This is a genomic window from Acinetobacter sp. ANC 3813, assembly GCF_002135435.1.
Lineage (GTDB): Bacteria > Pseudomonadota > Gammaproteobacteria > Pseudomonadales > Moraxellaceae > Acinetobacter.
This window is the reverse complement of record NZ_NEGK01000009.1, coordinates 1-18,117: the sequence shown is the minus strand read 5'-3', so window position 1 is coordinate 18,117 and position 18,117 is coordinate 1. Positions and strand designations below refer to the sequence as shown.

The following is an 18,117-nucleotide window of genomic DNA, read 5'->3' as shown; positions in this document are numbered from 1 at the left end:
TTTCTATGCTCTTGTTCCTAAACAGCCATAAATTAGAGGTTCATAGGCACTAATTCGTAAGAATATTTTGCTGATTCTTAAAAGCCACTTTCATTAATTTGTGATGAATAAACTTTAGCTTATCCAGTACAGGATCGGACAGAGTAAAAGGGTAAGCATCTTCTAAGCCCATGCTGCGGTTTAAGGCATTCAAGTTAAATGTCAGCGTCATCCAATGCTTTAATAGCTGATCAAAATCTTGTGCGCCAATAGGGTTTTCGGTCAATTCGAGATTATTTAAATCCGCCTTATCCGTTTTAACAACTAAACCTGCGCAATAGGCCGTTTCTAAAGTATCCATCATATGCAAATAATGCGCCCACGTTTCAGCCCAGTCTTCCCATGGATGCGTGCTGGCATAAGAACTGACAAAATGATCTGCCCAATTTTTCGGCGCACCATCGTTATAATGCCGTTTAAGCGCTTCGCTGTAATCTTGACGTTCATCGCCAAATAAGGCACGGAACTCGTCAATTAACTCGGGATGCACATGTTGCATTAAATCAAGATAATAATGGCCGCTTTCATGGCGGAAATGCCCTAAAAGGGTACGGTAGTTTTCCCCCATTTTTACACGGGTCGTCTCGCGGTAAATTACATCTGCTTCACTGGCATTCAGGGTAATGACCCCATTGGCATGACCTGTCATAACAGGCATATTTTCGGCGGGCATCAAAAAATTAAAACATAGGCCAAAACGGTCTTCCGCGCTGCGTTTCGGGCGCGGCATAATATTTAATTGCTGCATCAAATATAAAAAACGCCTTTTGGCATGCTCAAGCCGCGCCCAATACACGATATGGTCGGGGTTATCTAAATTTGGGATGATCTGCGTCATCAGACATGATTCACAGTAAATTTCATCGCTGTCTGCAGGAATCATCCAGTTGCAGACTTGGTGATGCTGATAGTTATGACAAGGCTTATAACGCTTTTGCTGAATATTCGGATTTAATGCCAGCCACAGCGTATCGCTATACTTATTAAAGCAACCCATTTCTTTTTCAGACGCAATATAGCCCAATGCTGTTTGGCAATTTACACAAAATGAATTGGCAAAAAACACTTGATTGGAGCATACAGCGCATCTGAAATATTTCATGAATCGAGCCGAGCAGAAGAGTGATCTCAAACATTATAAAGGATGTTGAATTGATCTGCGAAGTTTAAAAAATAGCCGAATTTTTACATGGCTTTAGGCAATGCTAAATCTTTCATCAGAAATCTATAAGTCAATATTCGAAATTTGCGTCAATGGTGCACAACGCACATTCATGTGCATTTTTTTGCACAGCTTTTGTTCAAAGCGAATTTAAAAAGCTGAAATTCGGTATTTATTGGCTAATAAAACTTGGCACAGATTCTGCATTTCTAATGATATTACTAAATGAATATTTTGTATTACTGATCAGGAGATGCACATGAATCGAAGTCATTCAGCAATTATTTTGCATCGTATAAAAATCTTTTTGGTTGAGCTGCTCAGCGTGCGCGCAGGGCTATATGTGAAGCAAGAGATTAAAAAAGGATAGCCTTGTGCCTAAACAAAAATTGGCACGTATCAGCATTACCGTGCCTGAAAAAACGGTTGATGCTCTCGATCAAAAAATTGTAGATCAGCATTACGAAAGCCGCTCACAAGCCATTGTAGACATGATCAATAAGCACCTGATTGCAGATCAGGAGCAACGCAATGAAGTGATGGTGGGCACATTTACTTTGCTGTATGACGCCAGTGTAACCGCGCTGCGTATTCAGCTTTTAGATTTGCAGCAGCAGTTTTTAGAGCAGGTCGTGAGTTCACTGCATATACAGTTGGATGAGAAAAAGATTTTAGAAGTCATGATCTTACAAGGTTTAAGTTCTGAGCTGAAAGTGATTAGCCAGCACTTTATTGCCTTAAAAGGTGTGATCAAAGGACATTTGGAATTGATGAATGCAGTGATGCCGCCCATTCCACAAAACGAAATATTTAAGGAGCAGAAGCTGTGAAAGACCTATGGACTATACAAGATTGGAAACAGGCCTACGCATCTGAAAGCATTCAGCTGGAAGACCTCAAAGCCTATGCCGCATCAATTACAAATGATGACCATGCTTGGATTGAAATTGCCAACGAAGCACAGCTGCAAGCACAGTTTGATGCTTTAGCAGAAAAATCTCCAGCAGATTTACCGCTATACGGTATTCCGTTTGCAGTGAAAGACAATATTGATGTCGCTGGTTTTCACACCACGGCAGCCTGTAAAGAAGCTGCGTATTTGGCAAATACAGATGCAACAGTGATTGCAAAACTGAAAGCTGCGGGCGCAATTGTATTGGGCAAAACCAATTTAGATCAGTTTGCGACAGGGCTAGTGGGTGTGCGCTCGCCATACGGCGCAGTGAAAAACAGCTTCAACCCTGAATATATTAGCGGCGGTTCAAGTTCAGGCTCTTCAGTTGCTGTGGCTAAGGGCATTGTACCGTTCAGCTTAGGCACAGATACTGCTGGTTCCGGCCGTGTACCGGCAGGACATAATAATATTGTCGGCTTGAAGCCAACCAAAGGCTGGTTTTCAACAGCAGGTTTGATTCCTGCATGCAGAACCATTGATGTCATTTCAATCTTTGCCTTAACAGCTGACGATGCATGGCAAGCCGCACAGGTGATGCAAGGTTATGATGCAGCGGATGAGTATTCACGTGAACATCCAGCCAATGTGCCTACACAATTTTCTAAGGGCAAAATTGCCATACCTGCACAGCTGGAATTTTATGGTGATGCAGAAACTGAAAAAGCGTTTGCCACAGCAGTAGAACGAGTAAAAAATTTAGGCTATAGCGTAGAAGCAATTGATTTTACAGTGTTTAATCAATTGGCTTCGGCTTTATATAACAAATCTTGGGTGGCTGAACGTACCAGCGCGGTTGAAAAAATGGTTAAGCGTGAGCAAAGCCATCCTGTGATTCAGCAGATCATTGCACAGGCTGATCAGTTCAGTGCTGTAGACGCCATGCAGGCGGAATATGAACGTGCAGATTTAGCGCGAAAAATTAATATTGAGTTAGACGCTTTTGATGCGCTGATGGTGCCGACATCGCCAACCATTTACCGCATTGCCGATGTAGAAGCAGACCCTATTGCAAAAAATAGCCATATGGGTGCGTATACCAACTTTGTCAATTTTGCAGATCTATCCGCGATTGCGCTGCCGAATGCCATTCGTGCAGATGGCCTGCCTACAGGCGTAACTTTTATTGCTTCTGCTTGGATGGATCAGGCGCTGGCAAATTTTGCAAAGATTTGGCAAGCGTCGGGCAATTTGCCATTAGGCACATCGCAGCGTACTTATGAGCTGTCACACTTAATCTGTTCGCAGCATTCAGTCAAACTTGCTGTTGTAGGTGCGCATTTATCTGGCATGCCGCTAAATTTCCAGCTGACTGCACGCCAAGGCACTTTAATTAAAGCCGCCAAAACTTCATCGAACTACAAACTGTATGCCTTAAAAAATACCGTACCGCCTAAACCTGCTTTGCAATATTTGCCAATAGGTGGACACAGCATCGATGTAGAAGTCTGGGATATTCCTTTTGCGCTGTTTGGGCAAATTGTTGCAGAAGTGCCTGCGCCGCTGGGCATTGGCAATATACAGCTGGCAGACGGCAGCTGGGTAAAAGGCTTTATTTGTGAAGGCTATGGCATAGATGACGCGACAGATATCAGTCACTTTGGCGGCTGGCGCGCATATATCAAATCACTTCAAGCAACCAATACGAAATTTAAATGCTCAGGCATAGGGGAAATTGCATCATGATCAAAAAAGCGTTTTTATCTGCATCAGTCGTTACAGCAATTATGCTTAGCGGCTGTGACAATACGGCGAAAACACCTGAACCTACTGCTAAAGCAGAAGGCACAGCAACAGCCAAAGCCATTACGATTGGCTACAGTGACTGGCCTGGCTATGTGGCTTGGCAAGTGGCAATTGAAAAAGGCTGGCTGAAAGAAGCAGGGCTGAATGTCGATTTCAAATGGTTTGATTATTCTGCATCTTTATCTGCTTTTGCAGCCAATCAGCTTGATGCAGTATTAGTGACCAATGGTGATAATTTGGTGACTGGTTCAGGCGGAACAAAAGGCGTCATGATTATGGCGACGGATTATTCTGCTGGAAACGATGTGATTATTGCTAAAGCTGGTATTAACAGCTTGCAAGATTTGAAAGGCAAAAGTATTGCAACTGAAAAAGGCCTAGTCGATCATTTGCTGCTGGCGACCGCGTTGGGCGATGCAAAAATTAATGCCTCAGATGTGAAATTGGTGAATACCATGACCAATGAATTGCCGCAGGTCTTTGCCAGTCCAGATATTTCAGCGATTGCAGTATGGCAGCCCGTTGCCAATCAAGCACTTAAAGCGGTCGCAGGCTCTAAAATTATCTATACCTCTAAAGATAAACCCGGCCTGATTTATGACACTTTAACCGTGAACATGACGCATTTGTCTGCCAATAAAGAGGAATGGAAAAAAATCATTCAAGTGTGGGATAAAACCGTTAAATACATTAATGATCCAGCCACCCATGCCGATGCTGTGAAAATTATGTCGACCCGTGTTGGGGTAGATCCTGCGCAATATGAACAGTTTATTGGCGGCACGCATTTACTGGATTTGGAAGCAAATAAGAAGGTCTTTACCAAGGGTGATGGTTTCGACTCGCTGTACGGTTCAAGCTATCATGTGAATAAATTCAACGTTGCCAATGGTATTTATAAAACTGAAATGGATGTAGATGGCTCGATTTATCCAGCATTGGTGGAAGAGTTAAAATAACTCTTTAAGTAAGCAAAAAAATCCCAAACTTAGTTTGGGATTTTTTTAATTTTTAAATCAACCCAATAAATATTTAACTTTCAGCACCAAATTCATTTAGGGGGGCTCTTCGGTCAATTTCCCGAACAAGTTGTTTCCATGTTAAGTCGGAATAGGTTTGAAAACATCCTAGATCGTGTGGCTCATCTTCATGTACAAAATCAAACTCATCTCGAGAGTTTGATTCTGATTGGAGCAACGGCAGTTCATCTTTGTTGAGGTATGCATGTAAACTTGCTGCAAATGCGTCTTTAGGCATCGAAGAGTAGACTTTATGTACAGGGAAATGTTGTTCATTTAACCATGCGCAATCACCTTGTTTTAAAGTTAACAGCCCTAATTTTTTTGCTTCCCAATTTAAGTGATCGTAGAGCATAACCTCGAGTTGGCCAGTTAAACAATAAATGATACCTGTAGTCTTGCCGTGCGAGTGAATAGGAGAAAAATGTTGTCCCGGCCAAATTTCAAGAACAACTGGAGAGCCATAAAGATGTGGACTGCCATTGGTACAGTCAACACGAATATAAGGTGGGTGAGAAGGGTCTTCTTCAAGCTTATCCTCCAATATATCTCTTAGTCGGCCGTCGTGCAGACTTCTTTCAATCCCTTTAATTTCACGTGCAGAGAGGCTAATACCTGAACATTTACGTGACAGCTCCATGACGGTATTAGGAATCATCAATTGAGAGACAAAATCATTAAAATTTTTACTGTTGATCATTAATGGTGACGGGGTGAGTACTGAACCTAAGTGGCGTAGCTCTGCTTCTTGTTCAGAGGTGATATTAAAAGATGTTTGTAATGAAGTTTTGTGACTAATATTCATGGGTTGTCCTAGTCATGTAGTTTTTAGAAAGTAATAACAGCTTAGATCACAACGGAAAACTATAGAGTAGTCAATCCCTTGAAATAGGGGTGTTTTACAAAAAGTAAATTAAAAATAATAAGTTAAGTAAAAATTGCAGTATGCCCATGTTTAGATTAAGACATACTGCATTACAAATAAGACATTAAATTTTAGAGTTGAGTACTTTTTGAAAAAACATTAATAATCACAATACCAAAGAGAATAAATGCTAAACCGATCATTGCAGGGATGTCTAAGTTTTGCTTAAAGACAATCCAGCCCACACATGAAATCAATACAATTCCAGCAGCCGACCACATTGCATAGGCAAGGCCCATCGGAATTGATTTAAACGTTAGCCCCAGAAAGAATAAAGCGATGACATAACCCACTATTGTAAAAATAATGGGTACTAATTCCGTAAAGCCATTGCTGGCTTTTAATGCCGAAGTCGCAATGACCTCAGCAATAATCGCAATGACCAAATATATAAAAGACATGTATATCCTAGAGGCTTAATTTGGCGTGATGCATAAGGTGGCTGCCTTCATCAATTAGCCATTGCTCACTTGAAGGTGTCGTGATTGTTGTGCGCTGAAATGAATAATCGGGCACGTAAATGTCGATATCAAAGATCAGTCGAACATTGCGTCCATGCAAAGAAAGGGTTTGAGCCAAACTTTCTGAATTTACAATTTCAAAATCTTCAAAGTTAAAGCTCTGATCCATCTCTGCAGATGAAGTGGTATAAAATTTATGCACGCCATCAAGGCCAATAGAGACTTCAAAACTTTGAATGGCTTGTTCATCGTCTGCAGACGCCGTTTTAAGATCCAATGCAGAAACAATTTGCTGGTCTGCTGCGGAACGGGTCAAAGTTAGGGCGATGTGATCGCCGCAAATGATCAAACCGCCATCCATTTCAAGTGGTTCATTAGATGAAAGATCTACGGCTGAATTTAAGCGCAGTCCCAAGAATAAGCCCTGATAGGCTTGCTGCCGCCAGTCTTCAACATACACATTACTTGGTGAAAATTCTAAAATGCTGTTGCCAACCGCATGCAGTTTCGCAGGTTCTGGCCATTGCACATGATTTTGGTAATTCGATTCCGCGTCAACTTCCCATGACAGCAGCTGTTCTTTGTCGTCCCACACGGTATTGCCAATCCAGCCTTGTCGTTCATTGACGGGCGTATTTTCACGGCTTTTTAAGCGTATATCTATGGTAAAAGTCCGTGATTGAAACCAGTAAACAATGGTTTTTTCATCTGTTAAACCATTAGAAAAACTGATGCTTTTACGGCGGAAAACGCCGTACAAATAGTCTGGAATAGGGCCTGAAATATCTTGGCTCGCAGGGAGCTGTTCTAGGGCTTGAAATAGATTCATGCAGATGCTCCTTGTGATTCAGTATGTTCCTCAATACCAAAAGAAGACAAAGGCACAGCATTTTTTAGAACCAATTCACCGCTAGCAACACGCTTTTTAAGATAAGCAAAGGTTTGTGCCGTTTGATTAAACAAATGTTCTCCGCCAATCAGCGGCTGATATTTTGCTGATTCAGCAGACTGAACTGGTTCAATCACTGTATCGTAATTACATGCGCAAAATAGTGGGAACGAATAGCGCTCTTCAGACACTTTTTTTACACGGTGTTTGGTTGCTAAATATTTGCCATTTGACAAAATTTCCATCATATCGCCAATATTCATGACCAATGTATTTTCTATGATAGGAATATCAATCCACTCACCTTGCTTATTTAAAACTTGTAAACCAGGTGCTGTCGGCAATAGAAGCGTAAAACACTCATAGTCTGTATGCGCGCCAATGCCTTCAGCGTCTTTAATTTCAGGAGTATATGGATAATGAATCAGGCGTAATTGGCTAGGCGCATGGGCAATCTTTGCATCAAAGAAGGTTTCATCTACTTTTAAGGCTAATGCAAATGCACGGAAGATCTGTTCACTGATTGCGCGTAAATGGCTGTAATAGCGGCTTACAGTCAGTTTAAATGCGTCGTCATTGGGCCAAAGCGTTGGGCCTAGCAAAGGGCAGTCTGTAGCAGCGCCTTGATAGTCATAATTGACATCATAGGCTTCTTTTAGGTCATAACTGTTGCCAGAAAATTGCTCTTCGCCAATCGGCACATAGCCGCTATGGTTTTTAGACAGCCCAATGTAGTGCTCCATTTTGTGATCTAAATCTTTTTCAAAATAGGTTTTGGTGATGTGAACGAGGTCTTCTGCAAATTTGAAATTGAATTGATCGCCTTTCAAATATAGAAAACCGACATCTTTACATGCCTGATCCAGTGCTGCAGCCACTTCTATACGGTCGTCCAATTTGCCGCTTTGCAATTTAGAAATATCGACTAGAGGCAATACGTACTCTTCATTCATCATAAATACCTGTATTGTTGGCCGTCCAACTGTGCATTGCATCGTTTGGGCCGTCCCAAAGATGTATTTTGTATTCTGGCAGCGCTTATTTTTTTACGCTGACTTGAGTCATACGCGGAATTTTCGGCAAGTTTTCCAATGCTGGGTCAAGCTCATCTTCCTGTGCATGCACCAAGAAATCGACCCGCTCACGCAAGTGTTTAAATTCGGGTGTAAGCATCAGTTCGCTATTGCGCGGGCGAGGCAAATCAACTTCAATAATTTCTTTGATTTCACCTGGATTGGCTTTAAGCGCCACTATTCGATCTGCTAGCAGAATGGCTTCATCCATATCGTGTGTGACAAAAATAATGGTGATATCTATGTTTTGCCAAAGATCCATCAAATGCTTCTGCATTTTTTGACGGGTATGCGGGTCGAGTGCACCAAATGGCTCATCCATCAGCAAAATTTTCGGTTCACTCACCAGAGCACGGGCAATGGCCACACGCTGTTTCATCCCGCCCGAAAGTTCATGCGGGTATTGGTTTTCGTACTTTTCTAAGCCAATGATATCAATCCATTCGCGTGCGCTGGCATCTGCTGTGGCATTACTGGCACCTTTCATTAATGGGCCAAACATCACATTCTCTTTGACAGTTTTCCATGGAAAAAGGGTGTAGCCTTGAAAGACCATACCGCGTTCTGGGCTAGGGCCTGTAATAGGTTCACCATCAACCAGTAATTCGCCGCTGCTATAAGGGTCTAAACCTGCAACAATACGGCTGAAGGTCGATTTTCCGCAGCCCGATGGGCCAATCACACAGATGAATTCGCGTTTATGAATTTTTAAATCCAGCTGATTTAAAATGGTGCGTTCTGTTTTGCCATGTTTAAAACTTTGGCTGAGTTTCTTTGCTTCTAAAATAACAGGGCGTGTATAAATAGAATCAAAATACTGTGCGGCATTAAATTCAGAGTTTGTCATTATTTTGCTCCTGCTTTCCATTTAAACATGCGTTCACCAAGTTTCATCAGCACCAAGTCACAGACCAGTCCAATCACACCAATAATCAAGATGGCTGCATAAACATTGTCAAAGTTTTGATAACGGGCTTGCTGGGTAATAAACCATGTAATCCCAGATGTTGTGCCAATCAGTTCAGATACAATCAGATAGGTCCATGCCCAGCCTAGCAGTACGCGAAGATCACGGTAGATGTCTGGAAGCGCAGCGGGAATCACCACATGAAATAGGCTTTTTAGTTTATTTGTGCCGAGGGTAAAACCTGCTTCTATCAAGCCGCGGTCGACCATGCGGGTGGTATTGGCAATAATTAGAATTTGCTGAAACAGCGTGCCGATGACAATAATGGCGATTTTAGGCGCATCGTTAATGCCTAAAATAGCAACAGCCAATGCTCCAAAAGCAGGGGCAGGCAAGTAGCGGAAGAATTCTACAAAGGGTTCGGTCAGCTGTGAAATTTTATTTGAAAAACCGCAAAGAATGCCTAAAGGAATGCCAATGAGCGAGGCAATAAAAAATGCTGTAAATACGATTTTAATACTGTGCCATAAGCTTTGATGGAACCAAGGCGCATCAGGCTGAGCTGGCGGCGTAACAAAAGCTGTAACTAAAGCTTTGGCAACTTCGTGCGGTGCAGGCAGATAAATCGGATTGACCAATTTGCCTTGCGGCGCTTCCACACCTGCATTCACAGCATTTTGAGCTTCTGCATAAAACACAGCTTTATCGACGCGGCTATCCACTTGCAAATATGGCACACTGCCAGAATGTGTAATCTGTACCTGCGGATGCCAAATAAAAGGCAGATAACTGACGGCACACCAAACGAGTATTGGAATTAAAAAAGAACCTAAGCCAAACAGCAATCTGCTTTTTGGTGACAGCGGTTTTGCAGCATAACTCATATTTGCCTAACCCCAATATTACTAAAACTTTAAAACGTAATACTGTTAAGCAAATACGATGCCAATCTGGATATATGCTCATTTTTAAGCAATTAATAAAATAAAATGCTCAATATATGAAAGAAATTGGCCATTTGAATTACTGAAAAGCGATTTCCATGTGCGAAAAAAGTGCACCATGATTCAGTATGAATCAGTCGAGCAGCTGTTTTACTAATGCTTTCATGCCATTAACTGCGGTATCTGCGATGAGCTGATATTGTTTCGGTACCCGTAAATAATCAGCCTTTGGGTCTATATAGTACGCTTTGCATTTTGCAGGAATCTCATGTACTAAGCCTGCAACAGGATACACGGCTAAACTGGTGCCAATCACCACAAAAATATCGGCTTGCTGTGCAAGCGCACTGGCTTTTTCATAAGCGGGAACTGCCTCTCCAAACCACACCACATGCGGCCGTAATGGATAACCTGCAGGGCATTGATCTTGTTTGAAGTCTAATTCAGTTCCATTAATGGGATAAAATTCCTGTGTATATTGCGCATTTGGTCCAGAGCTTTTGGCCAAACGGATATTTCCATGCAGATGCACAACCTGAGTACTGCCTGCACGTTCGTGCAAATCATCAATATTTTGTGTAATAACATGCACATCATACTGCTCTTGCAACTGAGCGATCAGATGATGGGCCAAATTGGGCTGCGCATTTAAGATATTTTTACGGCGCTGATTATAGAAACGCTGTACCAGTTCAGGATCCCGCGCCCATGCTTCAGGTGTTGCGACATCTTCCACGCGATGCTGCTCCCACAATCCATCGCTGTCACGAAAGGTATTGATGCCGCTTTCCGCACTCATGCCTGCGCCTGAAAATACCACTAACTTTTGCATAATGACTCCTGATGGCGGTTATTGAGAACAATGAACTGTAATTTTAAGTGCTAATAAATGGTTTGTTTGTTCATTGCATCTGATCTTGATCATTTTAAAGCCGTGGTTTCAACGACGATGTAATTAGGCTAAGAGCGTTAAGTTTTGCTGTAATTCCTGCATGACCCAATCGACAAATTTTTGTATTTGCGGGGAGCTGTCTTGACTAGAGTGCACTAAATAATATTTTCTGCTGCCGTACAGTTTTTTGTTCGAAGCAATCACCAATTCTTTTTTTTGCAGTTCGGCTTCTATCAGCATTTGTGGAATTAACGCCATGCCCATGTTGTGGCTGGCCGCAACAGAAAGCATGGAAAACAGTTCATGGCGCTGTCCATCAAAAGGTTTGGCATGCTGCATGTGATGTGCCTGAAACCATTCCTGCCAAATGCTGGGCCGAGTAGTCTGTTGTAGCAAAGGCAACTGTAGAAGTTCATCATCGCTCAGGTCATAACTGCAATCACTGAGCATTTGGGCATTTGGAAAACGCTGTTGAATGAGTTGCGGCGAACAAACAGGCACCACTTCTTCATCCATTAAATAATGCGCTTGTATGCCCGGCCAGTGTTCAATTTGCTGCTGTGTCCCTGCAAAAATTGCTGCGTCAAATACATTTTCATTAAATAAAAACGGTTTGGTGCTGGTTTCCAAATGCACAGTAATTTCTGGATGCTGTGCATTCAGCTTATGCAGTTTTGGTAGCAGCCAGTGAGTGGCAAAAGTCGGTACAACGCCGAGCTTTAAAGTACCGCCTAAACCTTTATGCGTCATAATATCCGAGGTGCTTTTTTCAATCCCTTGCAAAAAAGGTTTAATACTTTTGGCATATTGTTTACCAGCTTCTGTTAATTCAACACCATGCCGCGTGCGGCTGAATAGCGTCACACCTAGAAAATCTTCCAATTGCTGAATTTGCCGTGAAACGGCACTTTGGGTAATAAACAGTTCTTGAGATGCATGCGTATAACTAGAATGTTTAGCGGCAGATTCAAAGCAAATTAAACTTTGCAATGAAGGAATATTGCGACGCATAGATAAAATCCTTTTATCGCGTGGTATCACAAATCGGCATATAAGAATTATTTTCATATACCACTATAGTCTAAAAATAAAGCATTAATGGGGCCATCGCACTGGCTGAAATGCTTAAAATTAAACTCGCCTGATTAAGTTATTCTATTAACGCATATCTGCATGCAAATTTATCGTTTGAAAGAAAGAATGTTCACACATAGCATCGAATCAAATAAATAAAGCCTGATTAAGCAGAGGAAGCGATGAATCAAATGGTTAACAATGTGAAAAAAGCAAAAGTTCAATTTAATTGGAAAGACCCGTTTTTATTGGAACTGCAGCTGACAGAAGAAGAACGTATGATCCGCGATACTGCGCATTCATACTGCCAAGACCGCCTGCAGCCGCGTGTGCTGGAACAGTTCCGCCATGAGCAAACCGACGCTTCAATTTTCCGTGAAATGGGTGAGCTTGGCCTTCTAGGTCCAACCATTCCAGAGCAGTACGGAGGTGCAGGTCTAAACTATGTCAGCTATGGCCTAGTGGCGCGTGAAATTGAATATGTCGACTCTGGCTACCGCTCTATGGCCAGCGTACAAAGTTCTTTGGTGATGGTTCCGATTAATGAATTTGGTTCAGAAGAGCAAAAACAGAAATACCTGCCAAAACTGGCGACAGGTGAATACATTGGCTGTTTTGGTTTAACAGAGCCAGATCACGGTTCTGATCCTGGCAGCATGATTACTCGTGCCAAAAAAGTGGACGGCGGCTACCGCTTAAGCGGTGCGAAAATGTGGATTACCAACAGTCCTATTGCCGATGTATTTGTGGTGTGGGCCAAAGAAGTATCAAAAGAAGGCAATGTTGGCGACATTCGCGGATTTATTTTAGAAAAAGGCTGGGAAGGGCTTTCTGCACCAGCTATTCACGGTAAGGTAGGTTTGCGCGCTTCAATCACAGGTGAAATTGTGATGGACAATGTCTTTGTTCCGGAAGAAAACGCATTCCCAGCCGTCCGCGGCTTAAAAGGCCCATTTACCTGCCTAAACAGCGCCCGTTATGGCATTGCTTGGGGCGCAATGGGTGCAGCTGAGTTCTGCTGGCATACAGCGCATCAATATACGATGGACCGCAAGCAGTTTGGCCGTCCTTTGGCAGCCAATCAGCTGATTCAAAAGAAGCTGGCCGATATGCAAACTGAAATTGCGTTGGGGCTACAAGCTGCACTGCGTTTTGGCCGCATGAAAGACGAGGGCATTGCCGCAGTAGAAGGCACATCACTGATTAAGCGCAACAATTGCGGCAAGGCTTTGGATATTGCCCGTGTCGCACGTGACATGCTGGGCGGCAACGGCATTTCAGATGAGTTTGGAATTGCGCGTCATTTGGTGAATCTTGAAGTGGTGAACACTTATGAAGGTACGCATGATGTGCATGCGCTGATTCTTGGCCGTGCGCAAACAGGGATTGCGGCTTTCGGTAACTAAGTTTAATACCGTGGCTTAAGGCTAAAGATGCTCATAGATGAGCATCTTTAGGGAGCTTTTGTTTAAAAAATTACAGATAAAATTCATCACTATAAAGGATTCATCGTGAAATACTCTTGTAAATCTGCATGTTGCTGACTTGAATTAAAATATTAATAAAAAGAATTATAAAAACAGTCAGCGCAGAGACATAGGAATGTCGATGACTCATTTGAGAAAATGAGGTAAATGGATAATGAGCAATGAAATGCACAATGGCGCAGGAGCGCTGAAACTGCCAAGCAATGTCGGAACAATGCACCGCATTAATGGCAATACTTGGAAAATGGCGTTTATTTTTGCCTTTATATCTTTGGTAATTGATGGCGTAGATATTATGCTGCTGTCTTTCAGCTTAACCAGTTTAAAGGCTGAATTTGGATTAACGACGTTTCAAGCAGGGATGTTGGGCAGTTCGTCATTAGCAGGTATGGCTTTAGGCGGTATTTCTGGCGGCTGGGCCTGCGATAGATTCGGACGTGTCAAAACCATTGCTTGGTCAGTGGTGTTTTTCTCCATCATGACCTGTATTTTAGGTTTTACTCAAAGTTACGAACAATTTTTAATTTTACGTTTTATTGGCGCATTTGGTTTAGGTTCATTATATATGGCCTGCAATACGCTCATGGCGGAATATGTGCCAACGAAATACCGCACAACGGTGTTGGGTACACTGCAAACAGGTCAAACCGTAGGTTATATCGTAGCTACAGTTTTGGCAGGCGCCATTATTCCAGATCACGGCTGGCGTATGCTGTTTTATGTGACCATTATTCCTGCTGCATTTGCTCTGATTTTCATGCGTTTTGTACCAGAGCCAGCCTCTTGGCAAGAAGCTAAAATTGAACAAATTAAACGCCGTGAATTGAACTTAGATCCAGTTCCAATCATGGCAGCAGCTGAAAAAGCGCCATCAGAAAGCATTTATAAACGTATTTTTGGTCATACTAATCACCGCAAAATGTTCCTTTTATGGATGAGTACGGCAGCCTTTTTGCAGTTCGGTTACTACGGCGTAAACAATTGGATGCCGACATATTTAGAAACTGAGCTTGGCATGAACTTTAAAGCCATGGCTGGCTATATGGTGGGTGCGTATACCGCCATGATTCTAGGCAAAATTTTAGCAGGATATGCTGCAGACAAACTTGGCCGCCGCGTAACTTTTGTTTTCGGTACGGTTGCAACAGCTGCTTTCTTGCCTGTGATTATTTTCTATAACACGCCAACCAATATTGCTTATTTATTAGTAACTTTTGGTTTCTTATATGGCATTCCATATGGTGTAAATGCAACCTACATGGCTGAAAGCTTCTCTACCGATGTACGCGGCACAGCAATTGGCGGCGCTTACAATATGGGCCGCTTAGGTGCAGCCATTGCTCCAGCAACCATTGGCATGATTGCCGCAGGCGGATCGTTCACTATGGCCTTTATTGTCATGGGTGCGGCCTATTTCATTGCAGGTGTTATTCCAGGGCTGTTTATTCGAGAGCGTCAATACGACCCTCAGCAGGCGGCTGTATCTGTAGAACAGCAAAAGCTTGCGAAACTAGATACTCATGCACCTGATCAAAACGAAGCGGTTTCAAAACCAGTCACAGCAAAATAAAAAATAGGCCATGAGAAGTGTGTCGCTTTTCATGGCTCATAGGAGAAAAACATGGGCGCATTGCAGGGCATTCGAGTTTTAGATTTAAGCCGTGTTTTGGCTGGGCCGTGGTGCGGTCAGATTTTGGCCGATTTAGGCGCCGAAGTGATTAAAATTGAACGTCCGCAGGTGGGGGATGACACCCGCATGTGGGGGCCGCCTTGGATGTCGGATCAACAGGGCAATCCAACACGTGAATCAGGCTACTTCCAATGTGCGAACCGCAACAAATACTCAGTGGCAATTGATATTGCCAGTACAGAAGGGCAATCGCTTATTTATGAAATTTCTAAAACGGCAGATGTTGTGATTGAAAACTACAAAGCAGGTTCACTTGCCAAATACGGTTTAGACTATGCGTCATTGAGCGCTTTAAACCCCAGTATCGTGTACTGCTCAATCACCGGTTTTGGTCAAGATGGCCCGCGTGCGGAAGAACCCGGCTATGATTTTATTATTCAAGGCATGTCAGGCCTGATGAGTATTACTGGTGAGCCTGACCATGTTGCTGGCGGCGGAGCACAGAAAGTTGGCGTAGCTGTGGTTGATATTCAGACGGGACTGTATTCAACCATCGCCATTCAGGCTGCGCTGTTGGCTAGACAGCACACAGGCCGCGGGCAGTATATTGATATGTCTTTGCTGGATGTACAGGTTGCAGCATTAGCCAATCAGGGCATGAACTATCTGACATCAGGAAAAGCACCTGAGCGTATGGGGAATAATCATCCCAATATTGTGCCTTATCAAACATTTAAAGCTAAAGATAAAGAATTTATTATTGCTTGCGGCAATGACAAGCAATTCAAAGATTTATGTATTGCCATTGGCTATGCAGAACTGTTAGATAATCCCAACTATTTGCGCAATCAGGATCGGGTAAAATATCGTGAAGAACTTATTACTTTATTGAGGGCATATTTTTTAACTCAGGATGCTCAAGATTGGGTTGATGCCATTCATGCCGTTAAAGTGCCTGTAGGTGTGATTAATTCTGTGGAAGATGCCTTAAATGAACCGCAAATTCAGCACCGCAATATGGTGGTAAATATTCAACATACATTAAATAACGATTTTAAAGTGATTGGTTCGCCAATGAAATTTTCTGATACGCCTGTGGAATACCGTCATGCGCCGCCGCAATTGGGGGAGCATACCGCGCAGATTTTATCGCGCTTTAAAACGGCAGATGAATTAAAGGCCTTAAAAGTGCAGGGCATTATTGATGGTGAAGTCGCCTAGTAAAAGCATAATGATTGATTAAGTTTTGACGTTCCTGTTTTGGCCGAAGGACTCCAATACTTCGGCCTTTTTTTTTATTCAATTGAAAATTCGTTTAGTGAATACTTTCAATTTTAATTTTCTTTATAAAGAACAATTCTTCATCAGCGCTTGGACCTGCAATACGGTCACGATTTTGTTCATATGAAAGAGAAGCCCATACTTTTGCGCCTTGGTATTTTTTCTTTAAGCTATAACCATCAGATGCTGGATTAAACACAAACCAGTTTCCGCAATGCTGCACGCAATAAGCATTTATATCCCGGTTTTTAATGTCTTTCAATTGCACAGAAAGATCATCGATACCGCCTCCACTGACTAGAGTATAGGCCTTTATATCGGCAGCACGTGGAGTTGTGACATCTGCACTAGAAACAGCAGGACTAAAGCCGATTGCTAAACTAAAAAGCAGGATTGATCCGTTTTTGGGATATTGATGAATCATTCTTTTAATTGTCTATTTATTTTTAGAACGGCTATTAAATCAAAGCCTTCAAACGAAATAAAGCCCTAAACAATGGTAAGGCTTTATTTTAATAGATCATACTGCGTTGAATTTGTTCAGTTGCTTATTGCTGTAAAAAGCTCTGAATAGCCTGATTAAAGGCTTTTGGCTGTTCAATATTTGAAATATGCGATGCATTGATCTCAAATAGTGAGCTTGTACGGACATTATTGATAATGTATTGGGCATCTGCCACAGTCGTCACAGGGTCTTTTTGACCTGCAACCACTAAAGTCGGCACTGAAATATTTTTTAGTTGTTCACGTACATCCGCTTTAGCCAAAGCTTCACAGCAGCTTGCATAACCTTCTGGGCTGCCAGCACCAAGGTCGTTACTCAAAGATTCTACAATTGCTGTGTTGCTTCGGATAAAGGGTTCTGTAAACCAGCGTGATGCTGCTGTTTCTGCAATTGATTTCAAACCCTGCTCACGAACTAAAGCGGCGCGTTCGTTCCAAGCCTGTTCTTGACCAATCTTCGCTGCAGTATTGCAGACCACTACGTGGTTAAAGCGTTCTGGATGATGAATCGCCAGCCATTGACCTGTAATTCCGCCCATAGAAATACCGCAGAAGTTGGCTTTTGCAATATTCAAATGGTCAAGCAGATTGACTACGTCAGTACCCAGCTGTTCTATGCTGTATGGCCCCTGCGGTGCTGTAGATGCGCCATGGCCGCGGGTGTCATAACAAATAATAAAATACTCTTTTTTAAAGAAATTAATCTGCGGCTGCCACATGCTGAACTTGGTGCCTAAAGAGTTGGAAAAAATCAGTGCAGGCTTAGCGCTGTCACCAAAAGTTTGATAATTGATTTCGGCATCATTCGATGTAAATGTTGGCATTTTAAAATCCTTAATTTTATAAATCCCCCTAAATCCCCCTTTGATAATGGGGACTTTTATTGAGGATTAAACACGTTCAATAATCAAAGCGATGCCTTGACCGACACCAATACACATTGAGCACAGTGCGTATGTGCCGCCTGTTTGTTCCAATTGATTCAGTGCAGTAGTGACCAAGCGCGCACCTGATGCTCCCAGTGGATGACCAATAGCAATTGCACCCCCGTTAGGATTCACTTTGGCTAAGCCATCTTTTAGGCCAAGATCACGCGTTACGGCTAAAGCCTGTGCTGCAAAGGCTTCATTTA

The 18,117-nt window shown here is 42.6% G+C and carries 17 protein-coding genes and 1 pseudogene; 6 read left to right on the top strand and 12 right to left on the bottom strand.

The window, feature by feature from the left end:
- Nucleotides 1–49: 49 nt before the first annotated feature.
- Entirely contained in the window at nucleotides 50–1,141 is a 1,092-nt protein-coding gene (locus tag B9T34_RS13510) for a zinc-binding metallopeptidase family protein (RefSeq protein ID WP_086213657.1), read from the bottom strand.
- Between the two features lie 434 nt (nucleotides 1,142–1,575).
- Between B9T34_RS13510 and B9T34_RS13505 the strand changes: the two genes are divergently transcribed.
- From B9T34_RS13505 to B9T34_RS13495, 3 genes are read left to right on the top strand one after another with little or no spacing between them, the layout of a single operon-like run.
- Entirely contained in the window at nucleotides 1,576–2,031 is a 456-nt protein-coding gene (locus B9T34_RS13505) for a CopG family ribbon-helix-helix protein (protein WP_086213656.1), read from the top strand.
- The gene (gene atzF, locus B9T34_RS13500; protein ID WP_086213655.1) at nucleotides 2,028–3,839 is read left to right on the top strand and encodes an allophanate hydrolase; all 1,812 of its coding nucleotides are present in this window, start codon (nucleotides 2,028–2,030) and stop codon (nucleotides 3,837–3,839) included. The genes B9T34_RS13505 and atzF overlap by 4 nt, the downstream gene beginning before the upstream one ends.
- The gene (locus tag B9T34_RS13495; protein WP_086213654.1) at nucleotides 3,836–4,858 is read left to right on the top strand and encodes an ABC transporter substrate-binding protein; all 1,023 of its coding nucleotides are present in this window, start codon (nucleotides 3,836–3,838) and stop codon (nucleotides 4,856–4,858) included. Before atzF ends, B9T34_RS13495 begins: the two co-directional genes overlap by 4 nt.
- A 73-nt stretch (nucleotides 4,859–4,931) precedes the next feature.
- Here B9T34_RS13495 and B9T34_RS13490 read toward each other — a convergent pair whose 3' ends face one another.
- From B9T34_RS13490 to B9T34_RS13455, 8 genes are all read right to left on the bottom strand, one after another.
- A complete protein-coding gene (locus tag B9T34_RS13490) occupies nucleotides 4,932–5,723 on the bottom strand; it encodes a hypothetical protein (protein WP_086213653.1) in 792 nt (263 codons plus the stop codon).
- Between the two features lie 191 nt (nucleotides 5,724–5,914).
- Nucleotides 5,915–6,244, bottom strand: coding sequence for a DMT family transporter (locus B9T34_RS13485; protein ID WP_086213652.1), 330 nt, complete (start codon nucleotides 6,242–6,244; stop codon nucleotides 5,915–5,917).
- Between the two features lie 7 nt (nucleotides 6,245–6,251).
- Nucleotides 6,252–7,133, bottom strand: coding sequence for a hypothetical protein (locus tag B9T34_RS13480; RefSeq protein ID WP_086213651.1), 882 nt, complete (start codon nucleotides 7,131–7,133; stop codon nucleotides 6,252–6,254).
- The gene (locus B9T34_RS13475) at nucleotides 7,130–8,146 is read right to left on the bottom strand and encodes an isopenicillin N synthase family dioxygenase (RefSeq protein ID WP_086213650.1); all 1,017 of its coding nucleotides are present in this window, start codon (nucleotides 8,144–8,146) and stop codon (nucleotides 7,130–7,132) included. The genes B9T34_RS13480 and B9T34_RS13475 overlap by 4 nt, the downstream gene beginning before the upstream one ends.
- An 85-nt stretch (nucleotides 8,147–8,231) precedes the next feature.
- Nucleotides 8,232–9,113 (bottom strand): ABC transporter ATP-binding protein, encoded by an 882-nt coding sequence (locus tag B9T34_RS13470; RefSeq protein ID WP_086213649.1) that lies wholly within the window; start codon nucleotides 9,111–9,113, stop codon nucleotides 8,232–8,234.
- On the bottom strand, nucleotides 9,113–10,057 hold the full coding sequence (locus B9T34_RS13465) for an ABC transporter permease (RefSeq protein WP_086213648.1): 945 nt from the start codon (nucleotides 10,055–10,057) through the stop codon (nucleotides 9,113–9,115). The genes B9T34_RS13470 and B9T34_RS13465 overlap by 1 nt, the downstream gene beginning before the upstream one ends.
- Before the next feature lie 193 nt (nucleotides 10,058–10,250).
- Nucleotides 10,251–10,949: an SIR2 family NAD-dependent protein deacylase gene (locus B9T34_RS13460; RefSeq protein ID WP_086213647.1), complete on the bottom strand. Its 699-nt coding sequence runs from the start codon at nucleotides 10,947–10,949 to the stop codon at nucleotides 10,251–10,253.
- A gap of 123 nt (nucleotides 10,950–11,072) precedes the next feature.
- Nucleotides 11,073–12,020: a LysR substrate-binding domain-containing protein gene (locus tag B9T34_RS13455; protein ID WP_086213646.1), complete on the bottom strand. Its 948-nt coding sequence runs from the start codon at nucleotides 12,018–12,020 to the stop codon at nucleotides 11,073–11,075.
- A 245-nt stretch (nucleotides 12,021–12,265) separates the two neighbouring features.
- Between B9T34_RS13455 and B9T34_RS13450 the strand changes: the two genes are divergently transcribed.
- The 3 genes from B9T34_RS13450 (at nucleotide 12,266) to B9T34_RS13440 (ending at nucleotide 16,421) form a co-directional block, all read left to right on the top strand.
- Complete coding sequence (locus B9T34_RS13450) at nucleotides 12,266–13,489, top strand: acyl-CoA dehydrogenase (RefSeq protein ID WP_086213645.1); 1,224 nt, start codon at nucleotides 12,266–12,268, stop codon at nucleotides 13,487–13,489.
- A gap of 235 nt (nucleotides 13,490–13,724) precedes the next feature.
- Nucleotides 13,725–15,140: an MFS transporter gene (locus tag B9T34_RS13445; protein ID WP_086213644.1), complete on the top strand. Its 1,416-nt coding sequence runs from the start codon at nucleotides 13,725–13,727 to the stop codon at nucleotides 15,138–15,140.
- Nucleotides 15,141–15,191: 51 nt separating this feature from the next.
- Entirely contained in the window at nucleotides 15,192–16,421 is a 1,230-nt protein-coding gene (locus B9T34_RS13440) for a CaiB/BaiF CoA transferase family protein (protein WP_086213643.1), read from the top strand.
- A 94-nt stretch (nucleotides 16,422–16,515) separates the two neighbouring features.
- Here B9T34_RS13440 and B9T34_RS13435 read toward each other — a convergent pair whose 3' ends face one another.
- The 3 genes and pseudogenes from B9T34_RS13435 to B9T34_RS13425 all read right to left on the bottom strand — a co-directional run.
- Nucleotides 16,516–16,905 carry a hypothetical protein gene (locus tag B9T34_RS13435; RefSeq protein WP_086213642.1) on the bottom strand — a complete coding sequence of 130 codons (390 nt, stop codon included), beginning with the start codon at nucleotides 16,903–16,905 and terminating at the stop codon, nucleotides 16,516–16,518.
- A 124-nt stretch (nucleotides 16,906–17,029) separates the two neighbouring features.
- Nucleotides 17,030–17,809, bottom strand: coding sequence for a 3-oxoadipate enol-lactonase (gene pcaD / locus B9T34_RS13430; RefSeq protein WP_086213641.1), 780 nt, complete (start codon nucleotides 17,807–17,809; stop codon nucleotides 17,030–17,032).
- A 66-nt stretch (nucleotides 17,810–17,875) separates the two neighbouring features.
- A pseudogene (locus tag B9T34_RS13425) lies at nucleotides 17,876–18,117 on the bottom strand (acetyl-CoA C-acyltransferase); the annotation flags it as partial.

Excerpts from the sequence above, each read along its gene's own strand:
- B9T34_RS13510 (WP_086213657.1), bottom strand. The coding sequence starts at position 1,141 with ATGAAATATTTCAGATGCGCTGTATGCTCCAATCAAGTGTTTTTTGCC.
- B9T34_RS13495 (WP_086213654.1), top strand. The coding sequence starts at position 3,836 with ATGATCAAAAAAGCGTTTTTATCTGCATCAGTCGTTACAGCAATTATG.
- B9T34_RS13490 (WP_086213653.1), bottom strand. The coding sequence starts at position 5,723 with ATGAATATTAGTCACAAAACTTCATTACAAACATCTTTTAATATCACC.
- B9T34_RS13485 (WP_086213652.1), bottom strand. The coding sequence starts at position 6,244 with ATGTCTTTTATATATTTGGTCATTGCGATTATTGCTGAGGTCATTGCG.
- B9T34_RS13480 (WP_086213651.1), bottom strand. The coding sequence starts at position 7,133 with ATGAATCTATTTCAAGCCCTAGAACAGCTCCCTGCGAGCCAAGATATT.
- B9T34_RS13475 (WP_086213650.1), bottom strand. The coding sequence starts at position 8,146 with ATGAATGAAGAGTACGTATTGCCTCTAGTCGATATTTCTAAATTGCAA.
- B9T34_RS13470 (WP_086213649.1), bottom strand. The coding sequence starts at position 9,113 with ATGACAAACTCTGAATTTAATGCCGCACAGTATTTTGATTCTATTTAT.
- B9T34_RS13465 (WP_086213648.1), bottom strand. The coding sequence starts at position 10,057 with ATGAGTTATGCTGCAAAACCGCTGTCACCAAAAAGCAGATTGCTGTTT.
- B9T34_RS13460 (WP_086213647.1), bottom strand. The coding sequence starts at position 10,949 with ATGCAAAAGTTAGTGGTATTTTCAGGCGCAGGCATGAGTGCGGAAAGC.
- B9T34_RS13455 (WP_086213646.1), bottom strand. The coding sequence starts at position 12,020 with ATGCGTCGCAATATTCCTTCATTGCAAAGTTTAATTTGCTTTGAATCT.
- B9T34_RS13450 (WP_086213645.1), top strand. The coding sequence starts at position 12,266 with ATGAATCAAATGGTTAACAATGTGAAAAAAGCAAAAGTTCAATTTAAT.
- B9T34_RS13445 (WP_086213644.1), top strand. The coding sequence starts at position 13,725 with ATGAGCAATGAAATGCACAATGGCGCAGGAGCGCTGAAACTGCCAAGC.
- B9T34_RS13440 (WP_086213643.1), top strand. The coding sequence starts at position 15,192 with ATGGGCGCATTGCAGGGCATTCGAGTTTTAGATTTAAGCCGTGTTTTG.
- B9T34_RS13435 (WP_086213642.1), bottom strand. The coding sequence starts at position 16,905 with ATGATTCATCAATATCCCAAAAACGGATCAATCCTGCTTTTTAGTTTA.
- pcaD (WP_086213641.1), bottom strand. The coding sequence starts at position 17,809 with ATGCCAACATTTACATCGAATGATGCCGAAATCAATTATCAAACTTTT.